The sequence below is a fragment of the Streptomyces sp. T028 genome (assembly GCF_048159505.1).
Taxonomy (GTDB): Bacteria; Actinomycetota; Actinomycetes; order Streptomycetales; family Streptomycetaceae; genus Streptomyces.
The window spans coordinates 91,387-118,202 of sequence record NZ_JBLRVZ010000005.1 but is presented as its reverse complement, the minus strand read 5'-3'; the positions used below and the strand labels follow the sequence as shown (position 1 = coordinate 118,202).

Genomic DNA, 26,816 nt, shown 5'->3' with positions numbered 1-26,816 from the left:
CGGGGAGGACTACCCGATTCCGTACCCGTACCGCTTACGCGGGTGGGCTCACGCGTACTGCAACCGTACGGCCGTACCCCCGCCGCCGGCGTCCCGGACGTCGACGTACGCGCACACCTGGCGGGCGTACCAGAGCCCCTGACCGGGTGCCGGCTCGGCGGCCGGGGGCGGGACGAAGCCGACGAGCGGGTCGTCGATCCGTTCGGCGAGGGAGAGTTCGCAGACGCAGCCGGGCGCCTCGCCCCACAGCACCGCGCCGGTGACCCGGCCCAGGCCGGCGGCCTCCATGACGGCCGTGGCGAACGCCTCCGCGTCGGCGGCGGCAAGGCCGCGCCCGGCGGCCCAGGCGCGCACCGCCTCGGGCGCCGGTTCGGTGAGCCGCCGCGCGTCGGACGGGGTCGGCGGCAGGGGTACGGCGTCCAGTTCGGCGGCGATACGGACCGGGTCCTCGTACACGTCCGTGTCGGGGTGGGCGCGGCGGGCCGCCTCGATGAGGACCGCGCCCGCGGTACGGGTGTCGTAGACGCACATCGCGGTGGTCGCCGAGGGCGCGAAGAGGAGGTTGGCGAGGGCCTCGTAGCGGATCCACTCGGCGCTCTCGCGCGGGGAGCGGCCGGCCCTGCCGTTCCACACCGGTTCCATGAGGAGGTGCATACGGCCGCCGGGGCCGCCGTGTCCGGCGAGGTGGACGGCGGCCCGGGCGACGGCGTTGGCGGCGGAGCCGGTGTACCAGTCGGTGTGCGGGAGGAGGCCGATGTGGCGGGCGTCGGAGCCGAGGGCGTCGCGCAGGAGGTCCAGCCGTTCGGGGGCGAGGATCGCCATCGGCGGGGGCTCGTCGGGGGCGGCGAGCCCTTCGGCGAGGAAGGGGAGGGCGTCACCGAGGAAGCCCTCCTCGGTGCCGAAGACGGTCATGCGGTGGTCGAAGGTGCCGGGTGCGGGCGATGGGGAGGGGGAGGGCGAGGACGGAGCGGTCATGGGTTCCTCGTGGGTCGGTGGGGTGTCGGGGTGCGGTGGGGTGGGGTGCGGCGGGAGGGGAGGAGGAGGATCAGCGCTGGGCCGTCACCCAGGCGGCGATCTGGCTGCGGTTGCTGAAGCCGAGCTTGCTGAGGATGCGTTCGACATGTCCTTCGGCGGTGCGGCGGGCGATCACCAGGCGGTCGGCGATCTGCTGGTTGGCGAGTCCCTCGGCGACGAGTTCGGCGACCTGGGCCTCACGGCGGGTGAGGCGGACGATGGGGGCGGGCGGCTCCTCGGAGTGTCCGTCGGGGCGGGGGAACCCGGTGTCGTCCCCCTCGTCGTCGAGGACATGGGCGGCGAGTTCGGGCAGGGTGAGCGCGGTGCCGCGGTCGTATGCGCGGCGGTAGGCGGCGGGCCCGATCGCCTCGCGGACGCGGTCCTCGGCGGCGCGGCGGGTGGCGTTGAGACAGGCGGAGCCCCAGCGGTCGCGGTCCACGTCGGTCCAGGCGCGGTCGGCGCCGCCGAGCAGGAGGGCCGCGCGGTCGTGGGCGCCGCGGTCGGCGGCGATCCGGGCCAGCAGATCGAGGGTGAGGCCGATGCCGACGACGTCGTGGACCGCGAGCTTGAGCCGCAGCGCCTCACGTGCGTGGCCCTCCGCCCGTTCCCAGTCGCCCTTCACGGTGTGGGCGAGGGCGACGATGCGTTCGCCGTACGACAGCACCCACTGCTCGCCGTGCTCCGCGCAGAGCCGGCGGATCTGCTCGCACACCTCGATGGCCTCGTCGGCCCGGCCCAGGAAGGCGAGGGAGCAGGCGAGTTCGACGTGGTCCAGGCCGAGGAGGCTGAGGTGCTGGCCGGGTGCGCGGCCGCGGGCGACGGCGGCGCGGAAGTGGGTGAGGGCGCCGGGGATGTCGTCGCTGAACAGGCGGATGACGCCGATGGTGTAGTCGGCGTGCGCAGCCTCGGCCTGGTCGCCGAGGCGCTGGGCGAGGGCGCGGGCCTCCTCGGCGCGGCGGCGGCCCCGGGTGAGGTCCTCGGGGCAGCCGGCGAGGAGACCCGTCGCCCACAGGGCGCGAGCCCGTTCGGGGGTGGGTTCGGGGTTGGCGTCGAGGGCGCGGTCGAGCCAGTAGCGGCCTTCGCGGGGGGCTCCGCAGGCATGCCAGGCGAACCACAGGGTGCCGGCCAGCCGGAGCCCGGCGTGAGCCTCGCCGGGGGTGGTGAGGCTGAAGTCCAGGGCGGCGCGGATGTTGTCCCGGTCTGCGCGTAACCGGGCGACGATCCCGGGCTGCCCGGGCCCGAACCACTCCCGCTCGCAGGTCGCTGCCAGCCGCTGCGCCCAGTCCCGGTGCCGGATGCGGGCGGCGCGCTCCTCCCCCGGCATCTCGCGCAGCCGCTCCTGCCCGTAAGTCCGCAGGGTGTCGAGCAGCCGGTAGCGCAGCCCGCCGTCGGGGCCGACTTCCCGGCACAGCACGGACTTGTCGACAAGTCCGGCGACGACCTCGAGGACGTCGGTGAAACCAGCCCGTCCGGGGGTCCCCCCTCTGGGGGAGCTCGAGGACGAGGGCCGTTCAGGGCCGACGAGGAGGGCCCGGGGGACGGAGCCCCCCGGGCCCGCACACACCGCTTCCGCGGCCTCCAGGTCGAAGCTTCCCGCCAGCACCGACAACCGCGCCCACACCGACTGCTCCCGCTCGTCGCACAGTTCGTGGCTCCAGTCGACGGCGGCCCGCAGGGTCTGGTGACGGGGCAGTACGGCGGGGCTGCCGCCGGTGAGGAGGCGGTAGCGGTCGTCGAGGCGGGCGAGGAGCTGGTGGACGTCGAGGACGCGCATCCGGACGGCGGCCAGTTCGATGGCGAGGGGCAGTCCGTCGAGGCGACGGCAGAGGCGGGCGACGGCGGCGCGGTTCGCGGCGGTGAGGCGGAAGCCGGGGACGACGGCCGCGGCGCGGTCGGCGAAGAGGGCGAGGGCGGGGTAGCCGTCGGCGGCGGTGAGGTCGCCGTCGGGGTCGGGGACGGGCAGCGGCCGTACCTCCATGAGGTGTTCCTCGGTGAGTCCGAGGCGGTGGCGGCTGGTGGCGAGGAGGCGGATGCCGGTCGTGCCGTGCAACAGGGCGCCGGCGAGGGCGGCGCAGGAGGTCGCCAGGTGCTCGCAGTTGTCGACGACGAGGAGCAGTCGGCGCTCGCGTACCCGCTCCACGAGTGATTCCAGTGCCGGGCGTTCGGAGTAGTCGTGCAGGCCGAGCGCGTCGGCCACGGCCAGCGGGACGAGGGCCGGGTCGCGGAGTCCGGAGAGGTGGACGAAGCGGACGCCGTCGGGGAAGGCGCGCTCGACGCGGGCCGCGATCCGGGCGGCGAGGCGGGTCTTGCCCACACCGCCGGGGCCCGTCAGGGTGACCAGCCTCGCCCTGGCCAAAAGTTCGCGCCCTTCGGCCAGTTCGCTCCGCCGGTCGACGAAGCTGGTCGTCTCCACCGGCAGGTGACAGTCCCGGCGCGGCGCTGATCCGCCCATGATCGGCCAGTCCTCTGGGGGTGCGTTCATGCGGACCCTCAGGCTTCCCCGGCTTGTACATATATGCACCTCGGCCTCACCCCCACGGGTGCACTTCGGCGAGGTCCGACCGCCGCGACACGCCCACGCGTACACTGCGCCGCCGATCAGCCCGTCCCTTTCCGCATGATTCAGGCCAAGCGGCTCTTTGTCGCTTGTTGACCTGACCATGCCAACCCCGGACCATGAGCGGCACCGCACCGCCGCACACAGCAAGCGCACAGCACGACCCCCCACGACCACTCCCCACAAGGAGAGTTCATGCGACTTCGCATCCGCGGCCAAGGCGCCGGCGCCACCCGCGCCCGCAGCGGGAAACGGACCGCTGCCCTCGCCACCCTGCTGGCCCTCGCCCTCGCGGCCCCCCTCTCGGCGACGGCCGGCCCCGCCTCCGCCGACAGCGCCCCGAAGGCGACCGCCTCCTCCGACGACATCCGCCAGTACGAGATCCACGTCGACCACAACACCCCCGTCACCCGCACCGCGATCGCCCAGGCCGGGGTGAGCGTCGACGAGGCCGACGAGGAGACGGTCGTCGTCTCCGGCCGCGCCGACCAGATCAGCAAGCTCCGCGCCAAGGGGTACGAGGTCACCCCGGTGGGCTCCGCGCCCAACCGTCTCGCCGAGAGCGAGGTGCGCCTCTTCGACTTCCCGACGGCGGACGCCAAGTACCACAACTACGCCGAGATGACCGCGGAGATCGACCAGCGGATCGCGGCCTACCCGAGCATCATGAGCAAGCAGGTCATCGGCAAGTCGTACAGCGGCCGGGACATCGTCGCCATCAAGATCAGCGACAACGTCGGCACCGACGAGGCCGAGCCGGAGGTGCTGTTCACCCACCACCAGCACGCCCGTGAGCACCTCACGGTGGAGATGGCGCTGTATCTGCTCCGCGAGCTGGGCGCGAGCTACGGCACCGACTCCCGGGTGACGAACATGGTGAACGGGCGCGAGATCTGGATCGTCCCCGACCTCAACCCGGACGGCGGCGAGTACGACATCGCCACCGGCTCCTACCGCTCCTGGCGCAAGAACCGGCAGCCCAACTCCGGTTCCTCGTACGTCGGTACGGACCTCAACCGGAACTGGAACTACAAGTTCGGCTGCTGCGGCGGCTCCTCGGGCTCCACGTCATCCGAGACCTACCGGGGTACGGCGGCCGAGTCCGCGCCCGAGGTGAAGGTCGTCTCCGACTTCGTACGCAGCCGGGTCGTCGGCGGCAAGCAGCAGATCACCGCCGGGATCGACTTCCACACCTACAGCGAGCTGGTGCTGTGGCCGTTCGGGTACACGTACTCGGACACGGCGACCGGGATGACGGCCGACGACAACGCCGCGTTCAAGGCCGTGGGGCAGAAGATGGCGGCCAGCAACGGCTACACCGCGGAGCAGTCGAGCGACCTGTACATCACCGACGGGACGATCGACGACTATCTCTGGGGCGTGCACAAGATCTTCTCGTACACGTTCGAGATGTATCCGACGTCCAGCTCCGGGGGTGGGTTCTACCCGCCCGACGAGGTGATCGAGCGGGAGACCTCCCGGAACCGGGACGCGGTTCTGCAGTTGCTGGAGAACGCGGACTGTATGTACCGGTCCATTGGGAAGGCCGCCCAGTACTGCAGCTAGGTGCGCCCCTGACCTGGACTAGGCGTCCTCTTCCTCGAAGTAGGCGTCCAGGACCTCGTCCAGCTGGTCCTCCCACTCCTTGAAGCGGGACCTGGCCGTCGCCTCGATCTCTATCGGGTACCAGCGGCGGTCAGGCGTGTGGACCGTGATGGTGAACCGCTTGCCGAAGCGCGGGGACTCCGTCTCGATGGCGCCGATCTCGTCCCAGCGGAACTCACACGCCTCCTCGTCGAGGCGGAGCCGGACGCCCTGGGCGTCGGCGGTGATCCGCGCCCGGCGGTCGGAGGCCTCGAAGACGGGGCCGTCGGAGGCCTCCTCCTCGGTGGGGGCCTCCTTCTCGGCCTCGGCGGCCGGGGTCTCCTCGACCTCGGCCGTCTCCGCCGTCTCCTCGGACTCCTCGACCTCCTCGGCCGGCTTCGCGTCCTCCGGCTCCGCCTTCAGGGGCGACGAGAGCCCGGGGATGAACGCCGGGTCGAATCCGGCGCCCTCCAGGGGCTTGCTGCTCGAACCTATCCGCTGCTGCTCCACAGCGCGAAGTATGGTCGAAGATCCTGTGCCGGACACAGCCAGCCCCTGTTTCGTTACCGGGATGTAGAAGGCTCCGGCGTTCCTGCCGGGGATGAACGCCTCTGAAGCTGTTGGACCAGCTCTTGTGGCGACCAAGTGCACACGCATCGCCAGACAACCGGTATGCCCAGTCCTTGATCGTTCTGGTCATTCACGAGGCCAATCATGCGTAAGGTCTTGGGCGTGCAGGTCCGCTACAACTAGCAGGGCCGGAAAGCCGGACCGCCCCGGTACAAGTCGAAGAAGGACACCCGGCAGTCGATCCGCCTCAACACCGACGCCTTCTTGCTGCAGGACGACGGCACGGTGTACGTGGCCAAGGTCGGCATCCTCAAGGTCAAGTGGTCCCGCCGGCTTCCGGCCCCACCCACGTCCCTGACCGTCACCAAGGAGCCCCCGCTTCCTGCGCCGCGCAGAGAAGAAGCTCAAGCGTCTTCAGCAGGGGCTGTCCCGCAAGGCCAAGGGATCGAAGAACCGGGCCAAGGCCCGCATCAAGGTCGCACGCCAGCACGCCAAGGTGGCCGACCGGCGCCGGGACTTCCACCACAAGGCATCCACACAGATCATTCGCGACGACCAAGCGGTGTATGTGGAAGACCTCGCGGTGTCCGGCCTCGTGCGCACCCGGCTCGCCAAGTCCGTGCACGACGCGGGATGGTCCGCGTTCGTCGGCATGCTGGAGTACAAGGCGGCCCTGCACGGCCGCGACCACAACGCAAGCCGCAACGTCCTCTTCGAAGGACGCCGTATCGTCGCCGCCGGGCGGGCGGAGACACCAAACGCCTCGTGGAGCGCCGGTAAGACCAGGACGAAAGTCCCGGCACAGCGCGTTGAAGCAGGAAGCCTTCGGAAGGGCCGGACGCCCAGGCCGGAATCCCTGGACTTTGTCCCAGGGAGCACGTCAACGGAGACCTACAACGGAGTACCGCCGTACGGTGTACGGGGAGTGCGGGGGTTGAGGGGAAGCGTCAGCCGAGTACGGCCAGCGCGTCGATCTCGATGAGCAGGCCGGCGGGCAGACCGACGTAGACGGTGGTGCGGGCGGCGGGTGCCTCGGTGAGATCCGCGAAGTACTCGTTGTAGATCTCGTTCATCTCCGCGAAGTGGTTCACGTCCGTCAGGTAGACGCGGATCATCATCACGTCCTCCCAGCGCGCCCCGCCCTCCTCCAGAACGGACTTGACGTTGGCCAGGGTCTGGAGGGTCTGCTCGCGCAGGGTGGGGCCGGCGGGGGTGGGGGCCCTGCCCTCCTCGGCGGGCAGGAAGCCGACCTGGCCGGCGACCTGGAGGATGTTGCCCTTGCGCACGCCGTGGGAGAACCTCGCGGGCGGGGTGGTGTGGGTCTTCGGGGTGAGCGCGATCTTGTCCGTCATACGGGGTCCTTTACTGGCGTTCTGCCGGAGTACTCGCCGCTGATCGCGTCCGCCGTACGGCGCACCAGCGGGCGGAGGGTGAGGAGTTCGTCGGCGGTGACGACGACGTTCGGCGCCGAGACCGACATCGCGGCGACCACCCGGCCGTCCGCGCCGCGGATGGGGGCGGCGACGCAGTTGATGGACTCCTCGTGACCGCCGAGGTCGGTGGCCCAGCCCTGTTCCCGTACCTTCTCCAACTCGCGTAGGAAAGCGGGGGCGTTGGGGGTGGAACGGGCCGTGTACATCGGGTAGTCGAGCTTTTCGGCGACCGCGCGCCGCTCGGCCTCGGGCAGGTCGGCGAGGAGCAGTTTGGCGACGGCGGCGACCGTGATGGCCACGGGCTTGCCGATCCGCGAGTACATCCGCACCGGGTTGCGGCTCTCCACCTTGTCGATGTAGAGGACCTCGCCCTCCTCGTACACGGCGAGGTGCACGGTGTGTCCGCACTGTTCGTTGAGGCGTACGAGGTGGGGGTGGGCGATCTCGCGGATGTCGAGGTTCTCCATCGCCTCCTGGGCTAGGGCGAAGAGGCGGGCGCCAAGGCGGTAGCGCTGGTCGGCCTGGCGGTACACCATGCCGTGCTCGTGCAGGGTACGCAGAAGACGCAAGGCCGTTGTCTTGTGGACGCCAAGGTGGTCGGCGACCTCCCTGAGGCCTGCGGGGCCCTGCGCGAGCAACGGCAGGATGGACAGCGCGCGGTCGACACTCTGGCTCATGGGTTATCTGGGGCGCGCGCTCCTGTCTTCGACTCGGAGCGGGAGGCGCCTTCCTCCTCTTTCATCGTGTAGGCGTAGCCGTCAGCACGTTGGAGTAGTCGAACGTGGCTGTGGTGAACACCTTGAATCGTGCCCTCAGCGGTCGTGATGTTGAAACTTCCGCTGGCACGCACCGCCACCCGGCCCGTGTACGTACCGGCCCGTTTCCCCTTCGGGACTGTGGCACGGACGAGGTCACCGGTCCGGTACCCGTGGTGGACCTTCGTGCGGGTCAGACATAGGCGGGGAAATCCATGGCGGTCGGGGCGTGTCCACGCGTAGGAACCCCGCCCGCTCGCACCGATCACTGTCACCTTGGCCGGATACCGGACGATCACGTCCCCCTTCTCGTGATCGAGGACTCCGACGGCCAGGGCATCAAGGGTACGGGTCTTGGCCAGCCCCATTGCGGTGCGGTTCCAACTGGTGCGGCCGCCGGAGCTGGGGCACACGGGCACTCCAAGTCCTGCCAACGCGTCGACAAGCCGCCGGCGGACGCGGCTGGATGTGGTCGATGTTCAGCCGCACCCCGGTCGCTCCGCAATACGCACAGGATCGCTTCCATTTCGCCAAGAGGTACTCACGGATCTCCATTCCATGCAGCGTGCCGTGCTGGTATTCCACTCCGGACAGGTCCCGGCCCTCACTGAGGGCGTGAATATCGAACGCCACGCGTTCCACGTGGACCTCACTCACCGGCGCCCAGGATGGTGTCCCGCCACCGCTCGCCCCTTGCGTAGCAGTTCCCTTGCACGCGCCGGATGGCACGGCATCAACGCCTTCCCTTGCCTGTCGAGAACGAAGACACGGGGATCACCTGCAGCTGGAGTGTTACCACTCCCGGTCTCTGCCCTCCCCACGACCATGGCCGTGGTTTGGGCGTGACGTCCCCTCCGGCGGGTGCTGCCGGAGTTGATCTCCCCTCGCCCATGTCCCCCGCCGGCGTCCGGCCGTCGCGCGGCCGGAAGTCCGTGAGTCGTTTCGTCCCTGCTCCCGGGGTTGTCTGCTCCCACGGATTCCAGAGCCCGACGCTGAGGAAGCACGCCGGGGTGGGTCTGCTCACCCACGGGCAACGTAGTCATCAAAAAGCGAGTGACGGGGTGCGTATCTCCTGCACCAAATACTATGCAGTGCGGTGCGCAGACTGCATCAGAAACTGCAAAATACGCAACGCTCCTTACGGAAAGGTCTGTATGACAATCAGAAGCACTTCCCAAGCACTCGCCGCCCTGGCTGACGAACGCGTCGACCACCGCTTCAAAGGTCTCCCGCCGGACGCCGACGGCCTCACCGTCGCCCGTCTGACCGCCCAGCGCCGCAACCTCTTCACCGGCGGCTTCACGACCCCGGTGCTGGCCCTCTCCGCCGAGCGCCTGGAACACAACCTGCGCCTGATGGAGACGTACGCGACCCGTCACGGGCTCGCGTTCGCCCCGCACGGCAAGACGACCATGGCGCCCCAGCTCTTCCAGCGGCAGATCGAGTACGGCGCCTGGGGCATCACCCTCGCCGTCCCGCACCAGGTCCGGGTGGCGCGGGCGTACGGCATCGGGCGGGTGTTCCTCGCGAACGAGGTCGTGGACCCGGCGGCCCTGCGCTGGATCTCCGGACAGCTCGACGCCGACCCGGAGTTCCGTCTCGTCTGTTACGTCGACTCCGTGCGCGGGGTCGAGCTGATGGACGCCGCCCTGACCGGGGCCGCCCGCCCGCTGGACGTCGTCGTGGAGCTGGCCGCCGGGGAGGGCGCCCGGACCGGGGTCCGTACGGAGGCGGAGTGCGCGGCGGTCGCGGACGCGGTGGCCGCCGCGCCGACCCTCAGGCTCGTCGGGGTCGCGGGGTACGAGGGCGAGGTCCCGCAGGCCGACGGCGAGCGGGTGCGGGCCTGGCTGCGGCGGCTGGTGGCGCTCGCCGTCGACTTCGACAAGGCGGGGCGGTTCGCCGGGGTGGAGGAGATCGTCGTGAGCGCGGGCGGGAGCGCCTGGTTCGACGCGGTCGCCGAGGTGTTCGGTGAGATCCCGCCGCTGTCCTCCCCCGTGCTCAAGCTGCTGCGCTCCGGCGCGTACGTCTCGCACGACGACGGGCACTACCGCCGGCTGACCCCCTTCAACCGGGTGCCGGAGGAGGGTGCCCTGGAGCCCGCCTTCCGGCTGTGGACGCAGGTCGTCTCCCGGCCCTCCCCCTCGCAGGCGTTCGTCAACGCGGGCAAGCGGGACGCCGCCTACGACCTGGACCTGCCGTTCGCCCAGGTGATCCGCCGGGAGGGTGTGGAACGCCCGGCCACCGGGGTCTCGGTCACCGCCCTGTCCGACCAGCACGCCTGGCTGCGCACGACCGAGGAGGCGGACGTCGAGGTCGGCGACTGGGTCGGGCTCGGTCTGTCCCACCCGTGCACGTCCTTCGACAAGTGGCCGCTGATCCCGGTCGCGCAGGCGGACGGCACGGTCGTCGAGTACATCCGTACGTTCTTCTGAGTGGACTTCTGAGCGAACTTCCGAGCGGAGGCCGGGCATGGAAGACCTCGTCATCCGGGACGCGGACGTCGTCGACGGCAGCGGCGCGGACTCCTACCGCGCGGACGTGGTGGTCGACGACGGCAGGATCGTCTCGATCGTCCGGGAAGCCGCGGCGGCGGGCTGTCAGCGGCCCAGGGCGGTACGGGAGCTGGACGCGGAGGGGCTGGTCCTCTCCCCCGGCTTCATCGACATGCACGCGCACAGCGACCTCGCCCTGCTGCGCGACCCCGACCACAGCGCCAAGGCCGCGCAGGGGGTGACGCTCGAAGTCCTGGGCCAGGACGGGCTGTCGTACGCCCCGGTCGACGACCGCACCCTGGGCGAGGTCCGCCGGGCCATCGCCGGCTGGAACGGCACCGGCGACGACGTCGACTTCGACTGGCGGTCGGTGGGCGAGTACCTGGACCGCCTGGACCGGGGCATCGCGGTCAACGCGGCCTACCTGGTCCCGCAGGGCACGGTCCGCGCCCTCGCCGTCGGCTGGGAGGACCGCCCGGCCACCCCGCGCGAGCTGGACCGGATGCGGCAACTGGTGGCGGAGGGCCTGGAACAGGGCGCGGTCGGCCTGTCGTCCGGGCTGACGTACACGCCCGGGATGTACGCCGAGAACCCCGAACTGACCGAACTGTGCCGGGTGGTGGCCCGCTACGGCGGCTACTACTGCCCCCACCACCGCAGTTACGGGGCGGGCGCGCTGGAGGCGTACGCGGAGATGGTGGAGCTGGCCGGGGAGGCCGGCTGCGCCCTTCATCTGGCCCACGCCACCATGAACTTCGGGGTGAACCGGGGGCGGGCCCCGGAGCTGCTGGCCCTCCTCGACAAGGCGCTCGACGCGGGAGCCGACATCACGCTCGACACCTATCCCTACACACCTGGATCCACCACGCTCGCGGCCCTGCTGCCGAGCTGGGCGGGCGAGGGCGGCCCACGGGAGATCCTGCGCCGCCTCGCGGACGACGGGACCGCCGAGCGGATCCGCCACGACCTGGAGGTGACCGGCGCGGACGGCTGCCACGGGGTGCCGGTGGACTGGGACACCATCGAGATCTCCGGGGTGACCGACCCGGCGCTGGGCGACTTCGTCGGCCGTACGGTCCTGGAGTCGTCGTCCCTGCGCGGCGAGACCCCCTGGACGACGGCCCGCCGGCTGCTGCTCGACGACGATCTCGGTCCGGCGATCCTCCAGCACGTGGGCCACGAGGAGAACGTCCGGACCATCATGCGGCACCGCGTCCACACCGGCGGCTCGGACGGCATCCTCCACGGCGCCAAGCCCCACCCGCGCGCCTACGGCACGTTCCCGCACTACCTCGGCCACTACGTACGGGAGTTGGGCGTCCTCTCCCTGGAGGAGTGCGTGGCCCATCTGACCGGCCGCCCGGCAGCCCGCCTCCGCCTGCCCGACCGGGGCCTGGTCCGCGAGGGCTACCGCGCCGACCTGGTCCTGTTCGACCCGGCGACGGTGTCGGCGGGCTCGACGTACACCACCCCCCGCACCCTGCCCACAGGCATCCCACACGTCCTGATCGACGGCCGCTTCGCAATCGAGAACGGCCGCCGCACGGATGCATTGGCAGGCCGAGCCATACGACGTACGCCGCTGTAACCCACCTGCTTTCAGGGGCGCGGGGCTGTATCGATATGCGGCTCCGCCGCGGGTGCGCGACCAGCCCCCACGCACCCGCGGACGAAAACGGCGCCGCTACGGCTTAGGAAGCACGCACGCGCTCGCACTCAGGTTGAGCTGGTTGCCCGTCGTGAAGCACGCCGGAATCTGGTAGATCTCCTGCGCGTAGTTGATGCCCTGCCGGACGGTGACCGTGCCGCTCTCACTGACCTCGCAGGGGTTGTTCACCGTGCAGCTCTCGCCGTCCTCGTTGCCCGTGTTGTTGACGGCGACGACCTTGCCGGTGGACTGGTCGATCACCGGCGAGCCGGAGGTGCCGCCGATGGTCTGGCAGGCCGAGGTGTAGCGGACGGAGTCCTTCCAGGTCCAGTCGCCCTCCTTGAGGCGGTACGCGAACCCGTCGATGCTGCAGTTGTAGAGCGTCTTCCAGTAGCCGGAGGCCACGGTGATGGCGGTGCCGGCGGTCGGGTGGGTGTCCTGCACGGTCAGCGCGGAGATCCCGTACGAGTTCTTGATCGTCGCGTACGTGCTGGTCAGCTGGTAGATCGAGACGTCCGTGTCGGTCATCGTCGCGTAGGCGAGCTTGCTGGCGCGCAGGGTCGCGACCCGGGTGCCGGAGGAGTTGAGCAGCCCGAAGGTCCGGGTGGAGGTCTGGTTGGTGAGGACCTCGCCCGGGTCCAGGAAGCCGGACGTCAGGCAGTGGCCGTTGCTGAGCACCAGCGCCGGGTCGGTGTCCAGGGAGTTCGGGAAGCGGATGACCGATCCGGAACAGTTGCTGAGCGCGACGGTCCCGGCGAGGGTGACGGCCTGCAGCGTGGGTGCGGCGGCCTTGGTGTCCGTCTGAACGGCCGCGGTCCGAACGGCCGCGGTCGCCTTGGTGTCCGCCTTGGCCGCGGGTGCCGCGACAGCCGGTGCCGCTCCGATCCCGGCGAGGGCCAGGACGGTGAGCGCGGCGACGAGAGGCTTTCTCATGTGGGGGTCCCCTCTTACGACGAGGCGACCGGAGATCTTCCGGCCGCCCGCTGTTTTGTCATGTGCATTCTTAGTACGGATGCACGGAGGGGCAAGCGGCTGTTTCCGGACGGAGGTTGGCGCGATCCAGCACTTTGCGGAAACGGAACACGGTTCCGTATATTAAACGGGACAGCGTTCCGTTTCTGGAGGCATCGCACCATGAGCACATCGACCCACCCCTCGCCCACCCCCGTCCTCTCGGTCAGCCCGGTGACCCTGTCCGCCCCGGACCGGCCCGTGGATCTGCAGCTGCGGATCTCGGCACCCCTGACCGGGGACGATCTGCCGGTCGTCCTCCTGTCGCACGGCCAGGGCTACTCGAACCACCTCTCCTCGCTGAACGGCTACGCCCCGCTCGCCAACTTCTGGGCGGCGCACGGCTTCGCGGTGATCCAGCCCACCCACCTGAGCTCCCGCAGCCTGACCCTGGACCCCGACACCCCCGGGGCGCCCATGTTCTGGCGTTCGCGGGCCGAGGACATGAGCCTGATCCTCGACCGGCTCGACGACATCGAGGCCGCCGTACCGCAGCTCGCGGGGCGCCTGGACCGGGACAGGGTCGCCGTGGCCGGGCACTCGATGGGCGGGCACACCGCGAGCCTGCTGCTGGGCGCCCGCCTCACCGACCCCGACGACGGGACAGAGGTGGACCTGACCGAGCCCCGGATCAAGGCGGGCGTGCTGCTGGCCTCGGTCGGCCGGGGCGGCGACGCCCTCACCCCGTTCGTGGCGGAGAACTGGCCCTTCTTCCTGACCACCGACTTCTCGAAGATGACGACGCCCACCCTCGTGGTCGCCGGCGACAAGGACGACTCCGCCCATCTGACGGTCACGGGCCCGGTCTGGCACGCCGACCCGTACGTCCTCTCCCCCGGCCGCAAGTCCCTGCTCACCCTGTTCGGCGGGGAGCACGGTCTCGGCGGCGTCTCCGGCTACGACGTCGCCGAGACCACCGACGAGAGCCCCGAGCGGGTGTCCGTGATCCAGCAGCTCACCTGCGCCTACCTCCGCACCGAGCTGTACCCCGAGAACCCCGCCTGGCAGACGGCCTGCAACGCACTGACGTCCACCCCGAACCCGCTCGGCCGGGTCGACTCCAAGTAGCCGAAAGCCCCCCGTCACTGCGGGCATTCGTGCCTCCCCCAGTGCCTTAAGGGCCTGGGAGGTACCCCCAGGCGGCACGGGTGGGCGCAGCGGCACCCCACAAGCGTGGGCAAGCGAACCCCACCCCCGCCCAGCCCAGCCCCGCCCACCCCCGCCCACCCCCGCCCAACCCCTAGTGGGACTTGCCCTTCCCGTTACCCCGGCCGGGGTTCCGCTCGCTGCTGGGCGCACTTGAGGACGGTGCGGTGGTCACGGAGGGCGCGGTGGTCGTGGTCACGGCGCTCGGGTCCCCGGCCGACGAGACGGCCGACGGCGTCCTGGACGCCGTAGAGCCGGAGGACGGCCCCGGGCTCGCACCCGACGGCGTGGACGGGCCCGCCGACGAGGGCGTACCGCCCGGGGATCCCGAGGGGCTCACCGTGTCGTCGGTCGCCGAGCGGGTGTCGCCGCGCTTGTCCTGCCCGCCGTCCGCCGGGGAGCCCGAGGAGAAGGACATGCCCGCCACCAGCGCGGCCAGCGACACCGCGCCCACCGCCCCCGCAGCGGCCGCGACCCGGCGCGAGCGGCCGCCGCCCGTGCGGCGCGCGGCGCGGCGGCGGTCCGCACGGCCGCCCGCCGCCGGCTCCCCCTCGAAGGGGGGTGGCCCGGCGGCGGGGACGCGGGGCAGCTGCTGGGTCTCGTCGTACGCGTTCTGCCACCCGTGCGCGGCCGCCGGATCGGCGTACTGCTCATACGACGACGGGTCGGTCTCGGCATTCGGGTGGTACACGATCGGCCGCACCTGGGGTGCGTCACTCTCGCCTGGCCTGGACATGGCCGCGCATTGTAGATACCGGTGCGGCCCGTGGGACAGTCACCGGCGATAACAGACCAAAACACCCGTCTCCCGTGGTGGAAAACACGCCCCACGGGGCGCTACCGGGCCGTAAGCTCCCTGACATGCAGGTGATCCAGTCGACCAAGCTCGCCAACGTCTGTTACGAGATCCGGGGCCCGGTTCTCGAGGAGGCGATGCGCCTGGAAGCGGCAGGGCACCGCATCCTCAAGCTCAACACCGGCAACCCGGCCGCCTTCGGCTTCGAGGCCCCGCCGGAGATCCTGGAGGACATCCTCCGCAACGTCTCCACGGCGCACGGCTACGGCGACGCCAAGGGCCTGCTCGCCGCGCGCCGCGCGGTCGTCATGCACAACCAGACCCTCGGCATAGAGACGGACGTCGAGCACGTCTTCATCGGCAACGGCGTCTCCGAGCTGATCGTGATGGCGATGCAGGGGCTCCTGGACGACGGGGACGAGGTGCTCGTGCCCTCGCCCGACTATCCGCTGTGGACCGCCGCCGTGTCCCTGTCCGGCGGTACGGCCGTGCACTACCGCTGCGACGAGCAGTCGGACTGGATGCCCGACCTCGCGGACGTCGAACGCAAGGTCACCGACCGCACCAAGGCGATTGTCATCATCAACCCCAACAACCCGACGGGGGCGGTGTACGACGAGGCGATGATCCGGGGGCTGACCGACATCGCCCGGCGCCACAACCTGCTCGTCTGCTCCGACGAGATCTACGACAAGATCCTTTACGACGGCGCCACCCACACGGCGACCGCCGCCGTGGCCCCGGATCTGCTGACGCTCACGTTCAACGGGATGTCGAAGGCCTACCGGGTGGCCGGCTACCGGGTCGGCTGGATGTCGATCTCGGGCCCGCGCGCCCACGCCGACTCCTACATCGAGGGCCTGACGATCCTGGCGAACATGCGGCTGTGCGCGAACATGCCGGGCCAGCACGGCGTGGTGGCCGCGCTCAGCGGACGGCAGTCCATCGACGACCTGGTGCTGCCGGGCGGGCGACTCAAGGAGCAGATGGACACGGCGTACGAGCTGCTGACGCAGATCCCGGGTGTGACGTGCGTACGGCCGAAGGGCGCGCTGTACCTCTTCCCGCGCCTGGACCCGACCGTCTTCAAGATCAAGGACGACCGGCAGATGGTCCTGGACCTGCTGCGCCAGGAGAAGATCATGGTCGTCCAGGGCACCGGCTTCAACTGGCCGGAGCCGGACCACTTCCGGGTGGTGACCCTGCCGACGGCGACCGATCTGCGGGACGCGATGGGCCGGATCTCGCGCTTCCTGGACGGCTACAGCCAGCCCTGACCCCGACCGGGCTCACCCTCTGTGGAGGCCGTGGCCCTGTTTTGTGAACGGCTCAACTTTAGACGAAATCTAAGCTAGGATGGCTTCCTGTCAGAGCTCAGGAGGCCATCCTCATGTACGAGCCGATCCGCACCAAGTCGGTCCACAGCACGAGGGCCGGCGCCCCCTCCGACTTCCCGCACCGCTCCCGCGAGGAGGAGCTGGACATCCAGCTCGCCGGCCATCTCTCGGCCCTGCTCGCCGTCACCGACGAGCTGCGCGGGCCCACGCCGTCCGCCGACCTCGACAGCGCGGCCGCCCGGCTCGCCCAGCAGGTGGCCCGGCTGCGGGAAGGACGGACGCCGGCCCGCGCGGCGATCTCCGCCGGCCGCGAGTCCCGTCTCACGGCCCTGCACCAGCGGGCGCACTCCCTCGCGGGACGCGCCCTGGTCGTCGCCGCGTCCCGCGCGGACACCAAGGCGGCGATCCTGGCGGCGGAGCGCATGGAAGCCCATGCCGCCGCGCTGGCGGAGCAGCAGGAGCTGAGCACCGCCGGCTGACCCCTGACGGGGTCCCCCTACGGCCCCGGTCCGCGTGCACCCGCAGCGACGCGCGGACCGGGCGCCATATTTTTCCGCATGTTCTCCTCTTTCTTTCCGCTTCCATCCCGCTTCCATTCCGCTTTCTTTCCGCGTGCATTCGGGTGGACTGCGTTCCCCGAGGGCCTGCGTATACCCGTGCCGTGAGAGCCGCCTCGTAACGTCGATGCGGTGAAACACAGGCAATTGTTGGTAGTGCTCTCCGGTGCGGCTGCAGTTGCCACCGGACTGATGTCGTGGTCGGTCGTCGCGTATTCCGCCGCCGTCTCGGAATCCGAGGCCCGGCCCTCGGCGCGAAAGACCCCCCCGAGTGCCGACGCCGTTCTCCAGGCGGGAATCGCGTTGCAGCAGAACGGCGATCCCCAGGGCGCTTCCCGGCTCTACGGCGTGGCCCTGGCCCTGGACCCGCAGAACAAGGCCGCCTGGTACAACCTGGGCGTCATCGCGCACCAGGACGGCCGGACCGCCGAGGCCCGCACGGCGTACGAAAAAGCCCTGAAGATCGACCCGGTATTCTCCTCGGCCCTCTACAACGAGGCGCTTCTGCTGGAGTCGAGCGATCCCGACCGCGCGATGGGACTTCTGGAACGCGCCATCGGCGCCGACCCCCCGGCGGCCACGGCCCATCTGCGCCTCGGGGATCTCTGGGTGCGTAAGAACCGCAGGCGTGAGGCTGCCGAGGAATTCCGCAGCGCCGTGGCCGCCGACCCCGCGCTCCTTTCCCAGGTGCCGGAATCCTTCCGGGATTCCCTGCGCCCCTCACCCGCGTCGAACCCGGCAGGGAGCCCCCGATGACGACGACCGACCGGACCCTGCGGGCGCTGGCCGTGTACACCCTGGTGACCACGGCCCTCGCGGCGCGGGTCTTCCTGCTGCCCGACAGGTCGGGTGACTACGTCACCTTCCTCGACCCCTGGTACCGGCACCTCGAGAGCCACGGCGGGTTCGCCGCCCTCGCCGACCCCGGCTTCTCGGACTACAACGTCCCCTACCTGTATCTGCTGGCCGGGCTGACCTATCTGCCGGTGTCGGCGCTGGCCGGCATCAAGTGGATCTCGATCCTGTGCGACCTGGCGCTGGCGTACTACACCTTCCGGATCGTGGCCCGGCTGCGGCCCGGATCCTCCTGGGCGGCCTTCGGCGCGGCCGGCGTGGTGCTGCTGCTGCCCACCGTCGTCACCAACAGCGGCTGGTGGGGACAGTGCGACGGGGTCTACGCGGTCTTCCTGGTCGGTGGGGTCCACGAGGTGCTGCGCCGGCGGCCGTGGTGGGCGTGCGGCTTCTTCGGGATCGCGCTGGCGTTCAAGTTCCAGGCCGTGTTCCTCTTCCCGTTCCTGCTGGTCCTGGTGCTGCTGGGGCGGGTGCCGTGGCGGAGTCTGCTCGCGGTTCCCGGCGTGTACCTCGCCCTCGACGTGCCGGCGCTGCTGCTCGGCGCGGACCCGTGGCGGCTGCTGACGGTCTACGCCCGGCAGACGGAGACGTACCAGTTCCTGTCCATGCACGCGCCGTCCGTCTACGAGTTCGTCTCGGTGCCCGGGGACACCCGTCCCGTCCGCACGGCGGGTGTGCTGGTCGCCGGGGCCGTGGTGGCGGTCCTGATCGGGCTCACGGTGTGGTCCCTGCGGCGCGGCCGACCCGGCGCGGCGGACCCCGGCGACGCCGGTGCGTCCCCGCTCACGGACGCCCGGATCGTGCTGCTGGCCGCCTGCTCCTCAATCGTGGTGCCGTTCCTGCTGCCCTCGATGCACGAGCGGTACTTCTATCTCGCGGACGTGCTCACGGTGGTGGCCGCGTTCGTCCTGCCCCGGCAGCTCTGGTACGTACCGGTGCTGGTACAGCTCGCCTCGTTCGGCAGCTATCTGGTGGTCATCAACGCGACCCTGGCTCCGTATCTGTCCATGGCCGCGCACGGTGCGCTGATGCTGCTGGCGGTGGTGGCCCTGCTCCGGACGACCGTCCGCGAGCTGCGCGGCGCGCCCGGCGCGCCCGCCCCGGCCGGCCCGCCGCTCGTCAGCCCGACCGCGGCCTAGGGTCTGTCCGGCGGATCAGGCCGGAGGAAAGCCGCGGCGTCTGATCCGCGCAGGTGGGCGTGCCAGACCCCACGTCTCCGGCATGATCCGCCGGACAGGCCCTAGCCGGCCCGGACGTGACGGCCGCCCCGGGGGCGGCCGCGGCGCCGGTGTCGTCGGCGACGTAGTAGGTCGGCCGCCGCTGGGTGGCGGTGTAGATGCGGCCGATGTACTCGCCGACGACGCCCAGGCAGATCAGCTGGACGGAGCCGACGAACAGCACCGCGATGATCAGGGAGGTCCAGCCGCGGGTGGTGTCGCCGGCGGCGTACACGGCCAGGGTGTACGCGAGCATGCCGAGGCAGATGCCGAAGGCCAGCACTCCGAGCCAGATGGCCAGCCGCAGCGGGGCGACGGAGAAGCCGATGACGCTGTCGACCGCGAGCAGGACCATCTTGCGCAGGGGGTACTTGGTGCGGCCGGCGACACGGGGGTCCCGGCGGTAGGTGATCTCCCCGCTGGGGAAGCCGAACCAGGGCATGAGCAGCCGGTACACCTGCGGCTGGTCGGGCAGGGCCCTCAGCGCGTCGAGGGCGTCGCGCGACAGCAGCCGGAAGTCGCCCGCCTGGGCCGAGACATGGCTGCCGACCACACGGCGCATGAGCCAGTAGTAGGCGCCCGCGGTACGGCGTTTGAAGCCGGTGTCGCTGGAGCGGTTGCCGCGCACGCCGTAGACGATGTCGAGGTGCCGGGTGCGGGCCAGGGCGAGCATCTCGGGGATCTTCTCCGGGGGATCCTGGAGGTCGGCGTCGAGGCTCGCGGTGTAGCGGCCGCGGGAGTGGTGCAGTCCGGCGGTCAGGGCCGCCTGGTGTCCGCTGTTGCGGCGCAGCCGCACCACCCGCAGCTGGGGCCAGTCGGCCCGCAGCCGGGTGAGTTGACCGACCGTCCCGTCCATGGAACCGTCATCGACGGCGACGACCTCGTACGTCTCCCCCGTCCCGTCCAGCACCGGCCGCAGCCGCTCCGCCAGGGCCGGAAGTGCCTCTTCCTCGTTGAACATCGGGATGACGACCGACAGTTCGACTGATGACATGCGGATCCCAGCCCATCCGGGAGCTACCGGGCACACGGAACGCCCGAATTACTCACTTACGGTAATATTTGCTTACTTACCGTACAATGCTGGGATGGTTCAACGCGTCCAGACACACGCACCCCGCACCGCAGGGGTCGCCCGGCAGCTTCCCGTGTTCGCCGTCATCGGTGTGCTGTCCACGCTGGCCCATCTCGGACTGTTCACCGCGCTGCGGCCGGTGCTCGACGCACAGCTCGCCAATCTGATCGCGCTCTTCACCACCGCGGTGGCGAACACCGCCGCCAACCGCCGGTTCACCTTCCGGGTCCGCGGCAAGGAGGGGGTCGCCCGGCACCAGCTCCAGGGGCTGGTGGCCTTCCTCGCCGGGCTCGCGCTCAGCAGCGGCGCCCTCGCCCTGGTGCACCGGACGGTGTCGGACGCGCCGCGGGTGGAGCTCGCCGCGCTGATCGTGGCCAACGGGACCGCGACGATACTGCGCTTCACGCTGCTGCGGTGGTGGGTGTTCGCGAAGGCCGTCTGAACCCGTCCGAAGCCGTCTGAACCCGCCCGAAGCCGCCCGAAGCCGCCTGAAGGGCGTCTGTCTGGAAATGGCGAAGGCCTGTCGCCACCTCCCCGTCGATGCGTACGGGGTGTGACGACAGGCCCAGGGCTCCCCACGCCGTTGTGGGGAACCTCGCCGGTCCGGTGGTGCTGTCACCGCGGCCGGCCGTGACGATATTGCTGGTCAGGGCTCGATCGGCAGCCGGCCGCGGCGTGTGTGGAGGGCGTCAGCCCAGGCGCCGCACCAGGGCGTGGTACTCGTCCCACAGCTCCTTCGGGGTGTGGTCTCCGAAGGTGTTGAGGTGCTCGGGGACCAGGGCGGCCTCCTCGCGCCAGATCTCCTTGTCGACCGTGAGGAGGAAGTCGAGGTCGTCGTCGGCCAGTTCGAGGCCGTCGGTGTCCAGGGCGTCCTTGGTCGGCAGGATGCCGATCGGGGTCTCGACGCCCTCGGCGCGGCCGTCGAGGCGCTCGACGATCCACTTCAGGACGCGGCTGTTCTCACCGAAGCCGGGCCAGACGAACTTGCCCTCGTCGTTCTTGCGGAACCAGTTGACGTAGTAGATCTTCGGGAGCTTCGCCTGGTCCTTGTCCTTGGCGACATCGACCCAGTGACCCATGTAGTCGCCCATGTTGTAGCCGCAGAACGGCAGCATGGCGAACGGGTCGCGGCGCAGCTCGCCGACCTTGCCCTCGGCGGCGGCGGTCTTCTCGGAGGCGACGTTCGCCCCCAGGAAGACACCGTGGTTCCAGCTGAGGGACTCGGTCACCAGCGGTACGGCGCTGGCGCGGCGCCCGCCGAAGAGGATCGCCGAGATCGGCACACCCTTGGGGTCCTCCCACTCGGGCGCGATGATCGGGCACTGGGAGGCGGGGACCGTGAAGCGGGAGTTGGGGTGGGCGGCGGGCTCGGCCGACTCCGGCGTCCAGTCGCGGCCCTTCCAGTCGGTCAGGTGCGCCGGCGTCTCCTCGGTGAGGCCCTCCCACCACACGTCCCCGTCGTCCGTCACCGCCACGTTGGTGAAGACCGAGTTGCCCCACAGGGTCTTGATCGCGTTGGCGTTGGTGTGCTCACCGGTGCCGGGTGCGACGCCGAAGAAACCCGCCTCGGGGTTGATCGCGTAGAGGCGGCCGTCCTCGCCGAACCGCATCCAGGCGATGTCGTCACCGATCGTCTCCACGGTCCAGCCGGAGATGGTCGGGTCGAGCATGGAGAGGTTGGTCTTTCCGCAGGCGGACGGGAACGCGGCGGCGACGTACCGGGACCCGCCAGTCGGCGGGGTCAGCTTCAGGATGAGCATGTGCTCGGCCAGCCAGCCCTCGTCGCGCGCCATCACCGACGCGATGCGCAGGGCGTAGCACTTCTTGCCGAGCAGGGCGTTGCCGCCGTAGCCGGAGCCGTAGGACCAGATCTCGCGGCTCTCGGGGAAGTGCGAGATGTACTTGGTGGCGTTGCACGGCCACGGAACGTCCGCCTGGCCCTCCTCCAGGGGGGCGCCGAGGGTGTGGACGGCCTTGACGAAGAACCCGTCGGAGCCGAGTTCGTCCAGGACGGGCTGTCCCATCCGGGTCATGGTGCGCATGGAGACCGCGACATAGGCGGAGTCGGTGATCTCGACGCCGATCGCGGAGAGGTCCGAGCCGAGCGGGCCCATGCAGAACGGGACGACGTACATGGTCCGGCCGCGCATGGAGCCGCGGAAGACGCCCTTCTCGCCGGAGAAGATCTCCCGCATCTCGGCGGGGGCCTTCCAGTGGTTCGTCGGGCCGGCGTCCTCCTCCTTCTCGGAGCAGATGAACGTCCGGTCCTCGACCCGCGCGACATCGGTCGGGTCGGAAGCGGCGTAGTAGGAGTTGGGGCGCTTGATCGGGTCGAGTTTCCGGAAGGTGCCCTTCTCGACGAGCTCCCCGCACAGGCGCTCGTACTCGGCCTCGGATCCGTCACACCAGACCACGCTGTCCGGCTGTGTCAGTTCGGCGATCTCGTTGACCCACGAGATCAGTTCCTGGTGGTGGGTGGGGATGACGCTGGGAGCCGCGATGTCGCGCGCCACGATCGCTCCTAGATGAGGGGTTTTTTGTTGGAGGCCCCGTGGGGGCTGCGGCCCGGATGCTTGCCGACTGGATCTTCAGCGCTCATCCGGTGCCGACCGCACTCATCTGATCATCCGACGCTCGCGCCCATCTGTCCAGACGGCGTCACAGGTGAGCGGCGTGAGCATCGCCACGCACAGCCGCGTTTCCTCGCGTCTCTTTGCGTCCGCTTGACGTTCAACGCGTCTACTTGACGTTCAGCAGGAGATCCTTTGGAGTGAACCCGTCAGGACTCCCGGTGCGCCACCGTGAGATGATGGCCACTCTTCACCCCTGAACCCGCGGGACTGATCCGTAACTTACGGTTCCGTAGGTACGATGCGGCCCATGACTGCGCCCGTCCCCGACGCGCCCACGGACACGCCGGCCGACGGCCGCGGTCCGCTCGCGCTCCACCTGCCGCACGAGATCAAGCCCAAGCTCCGCGGCTGGCTCCATCTCGGCATGTTCCCGGCCGCGCTCGTCGCGGGCCTGGTCCTCACCGCCCTCGCGGACTCCGCCCGGGGCCGGATCGCCTGCGGGATCTACGCGCTCACCGCCTGCCTGCTGTTCGGCGTGAGCGCGCTCTACCACCGGGGCAACTGGAACGCGCGCATGGACGGCATCCTGCGCCGCCTCGACCACGCCAACATCTTCCTGATCATCGCGGGCACCTACACCCCGCTGACCCTGCTGCTCCTGCCGGAGGCCAAGGGCCAGTGGCTGCTGTGGGGCATCTGGGGCGCGGCGCTCGCGGGCATCGCCTTCCGGGTCTTCTGGGTCGGCGCCCCGCGCTGGCTGTACACCCCTTGCTACATCGCGATGGGCTGGGCGGCCGTCTTCTTCCTGCCGGACTTCATGCGCAGCGGCGGTATCGCGGTCCTGGTCCTGGTCGTCGTCGGCGGGCTCCTGTACAGCGCGGGCGGCGTGATCTACGGCATCAAGCGGCCCAACCCCTCACCTCGGTATTTCGGCTTCCACGAGGTCTTCCACTCCTTCACGCTCGCCGCGTTCGTCGTCCACTACGTCGGCATCTCGCTGGTGGCCTACCAGCACGCGTAGCGTCACTTTTCAGCCTTCTCAGGGCCACGGCTTCCGAGCCGTGGCCCATTTTCATGCCCCCGGGAAATTGACACTCACCATGTTTTGAGAGTTACTCTCGTTTCATGGCTCCTGTCACAAACTCTGTCACGAACTCCCAGGCGGGGCGCGACCCCCGCCGCTGGTGGGCCCTCGCGGCCCTGGTCGCGAGCATGCTCACGCTCGGCTTCGACATGACGATCCTCAACGTGGCGCTCCCGACGATGGCCCGGGACCTGGCCGCCACCACCGGCGAACAGCAGTGGATGGCGGACGCGTACGTCGTCGTCTTCGCCGCGCTGATGCTCCCCGCCGGCCTCCTCGGCGACCGCTTCGGGCGGCGCCGAATGCTGATCACCGGGCTCGGGATCTTCCTCGCCGGTTCGGTGGTGGGCGCGCTGGCCGGTGACGTGAACTGGGTGATCGCGGCCCGGGCGTTCATGGGCGTCGGCGCCGCGCTGGTCACCCCGCTCGCGCTCTCCGTCCTGCCCTCGCTCTTCGGCCCCGACGAGCGCACCAAGGCCGTCGGCGTCATCTCCGCCGCCTCCGCGCTCGGCCTGCCGCTCGGCCCGATCATCGGCGGCTGGCTCCTGGACCACTTCTGGTGGGGCTCGGTCTTCCTGGTCAACGTGCCGATGGCCGCGATCGGCATCGCCGCCTGCGTCTTCCTGCTCCCCGAGACCCTCCCCCACTCTCAACTACGTTCGAGCGGGGGGACCCCCATCCCCGCCTCCCCCCGGGTCGACATCCTGTCCACCGCGCTCACCGCCACCGGCCTCGGCGCGCTCATCTACGCGATCATCGAGGCGCCCACGCGCGGCTGGGGCGACGCGCTGGTACTCGCGATGTTCGCCGCGGCGGCGGTGCTGCTCACCGCGCTGGTGCTCCGCGAGCGGCGGGCCGCCCGGCCCATGCTCGACATGACGCTGCTGGCACAGCGCGGCTTCCTGTTCAACACGCTCGCCGCGACCCTGGTGATGTTCGTCCTGTCGGGCCTGCTGTTCGTCCTGCCCCCGTACCTCCAGGCCGTCCTCGGTCATGACGCCTTCGGCACCGGTCTGCGCCTCCTGCCGATGATGGGCGGTCTGATGGTGGCCGCACGGGGCGCCCAGCCGGTCGTCGCGCGGTTCGGCCCGCGTGCCACGGTGAGCGCCGGTCTGGTGGTGCTGGCCTTCGCCGCGCTGCTCGGCAGCCGTACGACGGTCGACTCCGGCTACGGCTTCACCGCCCTGTGGCTCTCGATCGCCGGCCTCGGGTTCGGCTTCTCCGTCGTGCCCGCGATGGACGGCGCCCTCGGCACCCTGCCCCGCGACCGGGCCGGCAGCGGCTCGGGGCTGCTGATGACGCTGCGCCAGGTCGGTGCCGCGATCGGCATCGCCCTGCTGGGCAGCCTGCTCGCCGGCGTCTTCCGTGACCGGCTCGACGTCACGGGACTGCCCGCGCAGGCCGCCGACACCGCCGGTGACTCCGTGGTCGCCGCGCACCTGATCGCCGAGCAGACCCACACCGCCCACCTCGCCGCCTCCGCGAGCAGTGCGTACGCCCACGGCATGAGCGTCGTCCTGCTGGTCTGTGGTGTCGCCGCCCTGGTCTCCGCGCTGCTGGCGGCGGCCTTCCTGCCGAGGGCAACACCCGCCCGGCAGACGGACAGCGCCGCCCCCGAGATGGTCGCCGCCGCGGACGATGCCCGACAATGAGCGACATGACGGCCGCACGCTCCTCCTTCTCCCCTGCCGACCGCCCCCAGCTGGGTCTTCGTGAGCGCAAGAAGATCAAGACCCGCGAGGCGATCCGCGCCGCGACGTACGCGCTGGTCAAGGAGCAGGGGTACGACGCCACGACGGTCGAACAGATCGCCGAGCGGGCCGAGGTGTCGCCGTCGACCGTCTTCCGGTACTTCCCCACCAAGGAGGACATCGTCCTCTCGGACGAGTACGACCCGCTGATGGTCGAGGAGTTGCGCTCCCGGCCCGCCGACGAGTCGTGGATGGACTCGATGCGGCACATCCTGCACACGGCCATCGACGCGCTGATGGCGGAGGACCCGGAGACGGTCCGGATGCGGGCACACCTCGCGATCACGGTGCCCGCCGTCCGCTCCCGGATCTACGAGAGCACGGCGGAGACCGCGCGGATGCTGCGCGGCGCCATGGCCGAGCACTTCGGCCTCGACCCGGACGGCCTCGAGCTGCGCGTCTACTCGATGTCCCTGATCGGCGGCCTGATGGAGGTCAACATGTACTGGGGCGAGCACGGCTGCGAGGACGACCTGCGCAGCCTCGTGGACCAGGCCCTGACCGTCATGGAACACGGCCTCACCCCGAAAAACTCCTGAGGCCACAGCCCTCGTCCGTGACATCCTGACCGGGTGAACGGTCCCGAGATCCACGTCGAAGTGGCCCCCGAACTGGCCCTGTTCGTCCCGCACGCCCGCCGGACCGGCGCCCACCCGCTCGCCGTCGACGGCGTCTCCACCCTCGGCCATGTCGTCGAGTCCCTCGGCGTCCCGCTGCCGGAGGTCGGCGCCCTCGTGGTCGACGGCCACGAGGTCCCGGCCTCCCACGTCCCGGCGCACGGCGAGCGGGTGACGGTCCGCCCCGTCGCCCGCCCCCAGCAGGTCCCCGGCGCGCCCCTGCGCTTCCTCCTCGACGTCCACCTCGGCACCCTCGCCCGCCGGCTGCGCCTGCTCGGCGTGGACACCGCCTACGAGTCCACCGACATCGGCGACCCGGCCCTCGCCGCCCGCTCGGCCGCCGAGCGGCGGGTCATGCTCAGCCGCGACCGGGGCCTGCTGCGCCGCCGCGAGCTCTGGGCGGGCGCCTACGTCTACAGCACCCGCCCGGACGACCAACTCCGTGACGTCCTCGACCGCTTCCGTCCCGCCCTCGCCCCCTGGACCCGCTGCACCGCCTGCAACGGGCTGCTCCGCGAGGCCACCAAGGACGAGGTCGCCGACCAGCTCGAACACGGCACCCACCGCTCCTACGACGTCTTCGCCCAGTGCCGTTCCTGCGGCCGCGCCTACTGGAAGGGCGCGCACCACGAACAGCTGGAGGCCATCGTGGAACGCGCCCTGACGGAGTTCGCGGGCTGAGCAGGTCGGGCGAAGTCCGCTGCGGTTCCCCGACGCCCCAAAGGGGCGCGGGGAACTGCGCGACCA

At 70.6% G+C, this 26,816-nt stretch carries 24 protein-coding genes and 1 pseudogene; 14 read left to right on the top strand and 11 right to left on the bottom strand.

Annotation, left to right across the window (positions count from 1 at the left end; translation table 11 throughout):
* Nucleotides 1-48: 48 nt before the first annotated feature.
* A complete protein-coding gene (locus ACLZN2_RS04950; protein ID WP_416977115.1) occupies nucleotides 49-975 on the bottom strand; it encodes an anti-sigma factor RsbA family regulatory protein in 927 nt (308 codons plus the stop codon).
* A 70-nt stretch (nucleotides 976-1,045) separates the two neighbouring features.
* Nucleotides 1,046-3,496, bottom strand: a complete 2,451-nt coding sequence (locus tag ACLZN2_RS04945; RefSeq protein WP_416977114.1) for an ATP-binding protein — start codon at nucleotides 3,494-3,496, stop codon at nucleotides 1,046-1,048.
* Nucleotides 3,497-3,766: 270 nt separating this feature from the next.
* On the opposite strand from ACLZN2_RS04945, the gene ACLZN2_RS04940 reads away from it, so the two are divergent.
* Nucleotides 3,767-5,137: a M14 family metallopeptidase gene (locus ACLZN2_RS04940; protein ID WP_416977113.1), complete on the top strand. Its 1,371-nt coding sequence runs from the start codon at nucleotides 3,767-3,769 to the stop codon at nucleotides 5,135-5,137.
* Nucleotides 5,138-5,155: 18 nt separating this feature from the next.
* On the opposite strand, the gene ACLZN2_RS04935 is transcribed toward ACLZN2_RS04940, so the two are convergent.
* Complete coding sequence (locus ACLZN2_RS04935) at nucleotides 5,156-5,665, bottom strand: hypothetical protein (RefSeq protein ID WP_416977112.1); 510 nt, start codon at nucleotides 5,663-5,665, stop codon at nucleotides 5,156-5,158.
* A gap of 243 nt (nucleotides 5,666-5,908) precedes the next feature.
* Here ACLZN2_RS04935 and ACLZN2_RS04930 point away from each other — a divergent pair.
* Nucleotides 5,909-6,733 (top strand): annotated as a pseudogene (locus ACLZN2_RS04930) (RNA-guided endonuclease InsQ/TnpB family protein); the annotation flags it as partial.
* On the opposite strand, the gene ACLZN2_RS04925 reads toward ACLZN2_RS04930, so the two are convergent.
* The 4 genes from ACLZN2_RS04925 to ACLZN2_RS04910 form a co-directional block, all read right to left on the bottom strand.
* A complete protein-coding gene (locus tag ACLZN2_RS04925) occupies nucleotides 6,673-7,077 on the bottom strand; it encodes a RidA family protein (protein ID WP_416977111.1) in 405 nt (134 codons plus the stop codon). The pseudogene ACLZN2_RS04930 and the gene ACLZN2_RS04925 overlap by 61 nt on opposite strands.
* Complete coding sequence (locus tag ACLZN2_RS04920; protein ID WP_416977110.1) at nucleotides 7,074-7,835, bottom strand: IclR family transcriptional regulator; 762 nt, start codon at nucleotides 7,833-7,835, stop codon at nucleotides 7,074-7,076. The genes ACLZN2_RS04925 and ACLZN2_RS04920 overlap by 4 nt, the downstream gene beginning before the upstream one ends.
* Before the next feature lie 417 nt (nucleotides 7,836-8,252).
* Complete coding sequence (locus tag ACLZN2_RS04915; RefSeq protein WP_416977250.1) at nucleotides 8,253-8,546, bottom strand: hypothetical protein; 294 nt, start codon at nucleotides 8,544-8,546, stop codon at nucleotides 8,253-8,255.
* A gap of 20 nt (nucleotides 8,547-8,566) precedes the next feature.
* Nucleotides 8,567-8,740 carry an RRXRR domain-containing protein gene (locus tag ACLZN2_RS04910; protein WP_416977109.1) on the bottom strand — a complete coding sequence of 58 codons (174 nt, stop codon included), beginning with the start codon at nucleotides 8,738-8,740 and terminating at the stop codon, nucleotides 8,567-8,569.
* A 327-nt stretch (nucleotides 8,741-9,067) separates the two neighbouring features.
* On the opposite strand from ACLZN2_RS04910, the gene ACLZN2_RS04905 reads away from it, so the two are divergent.
* Together ACLZN2_RS04905 and ACLZN2_RS04900 are read left to right on the top strand one after the other, a co-directional pair.
* Complete coding sequence (locus ACLZN2_RS04905) at nucleotides 9,068-10,345, top strand: amino acid deaminase (protein WP_416977108.1); 1,278 nt, start codon at nucleotides 9,068-9,070, stop codon at nucleotides 10,343-10,345.
* A 37-nt stretch (nucleotides 10,346-10,382) separates the two neighbouring features.
* Nucleotides 10,383-11,993 (top strand): N-acyl-D-amino-acid deacylase family protein, encoded by a 1,611-nt coding sequence (locus ACLZN2_RS04900; RefSeq protein ID WP_416977107.1) that lies wholly within the window; start codon nucleotides 10,383-10,385, stop codon nucleotides 11,991-11,993.
* A 96-nt stretch (nucleotides 11,994-12,089) separates the two neighbouring features.
* On the opposite strand, the gene ACLZN2_RS04895 is transcribed toward ACLZN2_RS04900, so the two are convergent.
* Nucleotides 12,090-12,986, bottom strand: coding sequence for a S1 family peptidase (locus ACLZN2_RS04895; RefSeq protein ID WP_416977106.1), 897 nt, complete (start codon nucleotides 12,984-12,986; stop codon nucleotides 12,090-12,092).
* Between the two features lie 201 nt (nucleotides 12,987-13,187).
* Between ACLZN2_RS04895 and ACLZN2_RS04890 the strand changes: the two genes are divergently transcribed.
* A complete protein-coding gene (locus ACLZN2_RS04890; RefSeq protein ID WP_416977105.1) occupies nucleotides 13,188-14,132 on the top strand; it encodes an alpha/beta hydrolase family protein in 945 nt (314 codons plus the stop codon).
* A gap of 172 nt (nucleotides 14,133-14,304) precedes the next feature.
* Here the strand turns inward: ACLZN2_RS04890 and ACLZN2_RS04885 are convergent, their stop codons facing one another.
* The gene (locus ACLZN2_RS04885) at nucleotides 14,305-14,946 is read right to left on the bottom strand and encodes a hypothetical protein (RefSeq protein ID WP_416977104.1); all 642 of its coding nucleotides are present in this window, start codon (nucleotides 14,944-14,946) and stop codon (nucleotides 14,305-14,307) included.
* Between the two features lie 125 nt (nucleotides 14,947-15,071).
* Between ACLZN2_RS04885 and ACLZN2_RS04880 the strand changes: the two genes are divergently transcribed.
* From ACLZN2_RS04880 to ACLZN2_RS04865, 4 genes are all read left to right on the top strand, one after another.
* A complete protein-coding gene (locus tag ACLZN2_RS04880) occupies nucleotides 15,072-16,283 on the top strand; it encodes a pyridoxal phosphate-dependent aminotransferase (RefSeq protein ID WP_416977103.1) in 1,212 nt (403 codons plus the stop codon).
* A gap of 113 nt (nucleotides 16,284-16,396) precedes the next feature.
* Nucleotides 16,397-16,822, top strand: a complete 426-nt coding sequence (locus ACLZN2_RS04875) for a hypothetical protein (protein WP_416977102.1) — start codon at nucleotides 16,397-16,399, stop codon at nucleotides 16,820-16,822.
* Nucleotides 16,823-17,056: 234 nt separating this feature from the next.
* Complete coding sequence (locus ACLZN2_RS04870; protein WP_416977101.1) at nucleotides 17,057-17,656, top strand: tetratricopeptide repeat protein; 600 nt, start codon at nucleotides 17,057-17,059, stop codon at nucleotides 17,654-17,656.
* Nucleotides 17,653-18,891 carry a glycosyltransferase 87 family protein gene (locus tag ACLZN2_RS04865; protein WP_416977100.1) on the top strand — a complete coding sequence of 413 codons (1,239 nt, stop codon included), beginning with the start codon at nucleotides 17,653-17,655 and terminating at the stop codon, nucleotides 18,889-18,891. The genes ACLZN2_RS04870 and ACLZN2_RS04865 overlap by 4 nt, the downstream gene beginning before the upstream one ends.
* On the opposite strand, the gene ACLZN2_RS04860 is transcribed toward ACLZN2_RS04865, so the two are convergent.
* Entirely contained in the window at nucleotides 18,872-19,963 is a 1,092-nt protein-coding gene (locus tag ACLZN2_RS04860; RefSeq protein WP_416977099.1) for a glycosyltransferase family 2 protein, read from the bottom strand. The genes ACLZN2_RS04865 and ACLZN2_RS04860 overlap by 20 nt on opposite strands.
* A 94-nt stretch (nucleotides 19,964-20,057) precedes the next feature.
* Here ACLZN2_RS04860 and ACLZN2_RS04855 point away from each other — a divergent pair, with 94 nt between their 5' ends.
* Nucleotides 20,058-20,486, top strand: coding sequence for a GtrA family protein (locus tag ACLZN2_RS04855; protein ID WP_416977098.1), 429 nt, complete (start codon nucleotides 20,058-20,060; stop codon nucleotides 20,484-20,486).
* Between the two features lie 247 nt (nucleotides 20,487-20,733).
* Here the strand turns inward: ACLZN2_RS04855 and ACLZN2_RS04850 are convergent, their stop codons facing one another.
* Nucleotides 20,734-22,557, bottom strand: a complete 1,824-nt coding sequence (locus ACLZN2_RS04850) for a phosphoenolpyruvate carboxykinase (GTP) (RefSeq protein WP_416977097.1) — start codon at nucleotides 22,555-22,557, stop codon at nucleotides 20,734-20,736.
* A 367-nt stretch (nucleotides 22,558-22,924) separates the two neighbouring features.
* Here ACLZN2_RS04850 and trhA point away from each other — a divergent pair, with 367 nt between their 5' ends.
* The 4 genes from trhA to ACLZN2_RS04830 all read left to right on the top strand — a co-directional run bounded on the left by trhA (nucleotide 22,925) and on the right by ACLZN2_RS04830 (nucleotide 26,750).
* Nucleotides 22,925-23,638: a PAQR family membrane homeostasis protein TrhA gene (gene trhA, locus ACLZN2_RS04845; RefSeq protein WP_416977096.1), complete on the top strand. Its 714-nt coding sequence runs from the start codon at nucleotides 22,925-22,927 to the stop codon at nucleotides 23,636-23,638.
* Between the two features lie 104 nt (nucleotides 23,639-23,742).
* Nucleotides 23,743-25,353 (top strand): MFS transporter, encoded by a 1,611-nt coding sequence (locus ACLZN2_RS04840; RefSeq protein WP_416977095.1) that lies wholly within the window; start codon nucleotides 23,743-23,745, stop codon nucleotides 25,351-25,353.
* A gap of 5 nt (nucleotides 25,354-25,358) precedes the next feature.
* Nucleotides 25,359-25,991, top strand: a complete 633-nt coding sequence (locus ACLZN2_RS04835; protein ID WP_416977094.1) for a TetR/AcrR family transcriptional regulator — start codon at nucleotides 25,359-25,361, stop codon at nucleotides 25,989-25,991.
* 33 nt (nucleotides 25,992-26,024) lie between these two features.
* The gene (locus ACLZN2_RS04830) at nucleotides 26,025-26,750 is read left to right on the top strand and encodes a Mut7-C RNAse domain-containing protein (protein WP_416977093.1); all 726 of its coding nucleotides are present in this window, start codon (nucleotides 26,025-26,027) and stop codon (nucleotides 26,748-26,750) included.
* The last annotated feature ends 66 nt before the right edge of the window (nucleotides 26,751-26,816 follow it).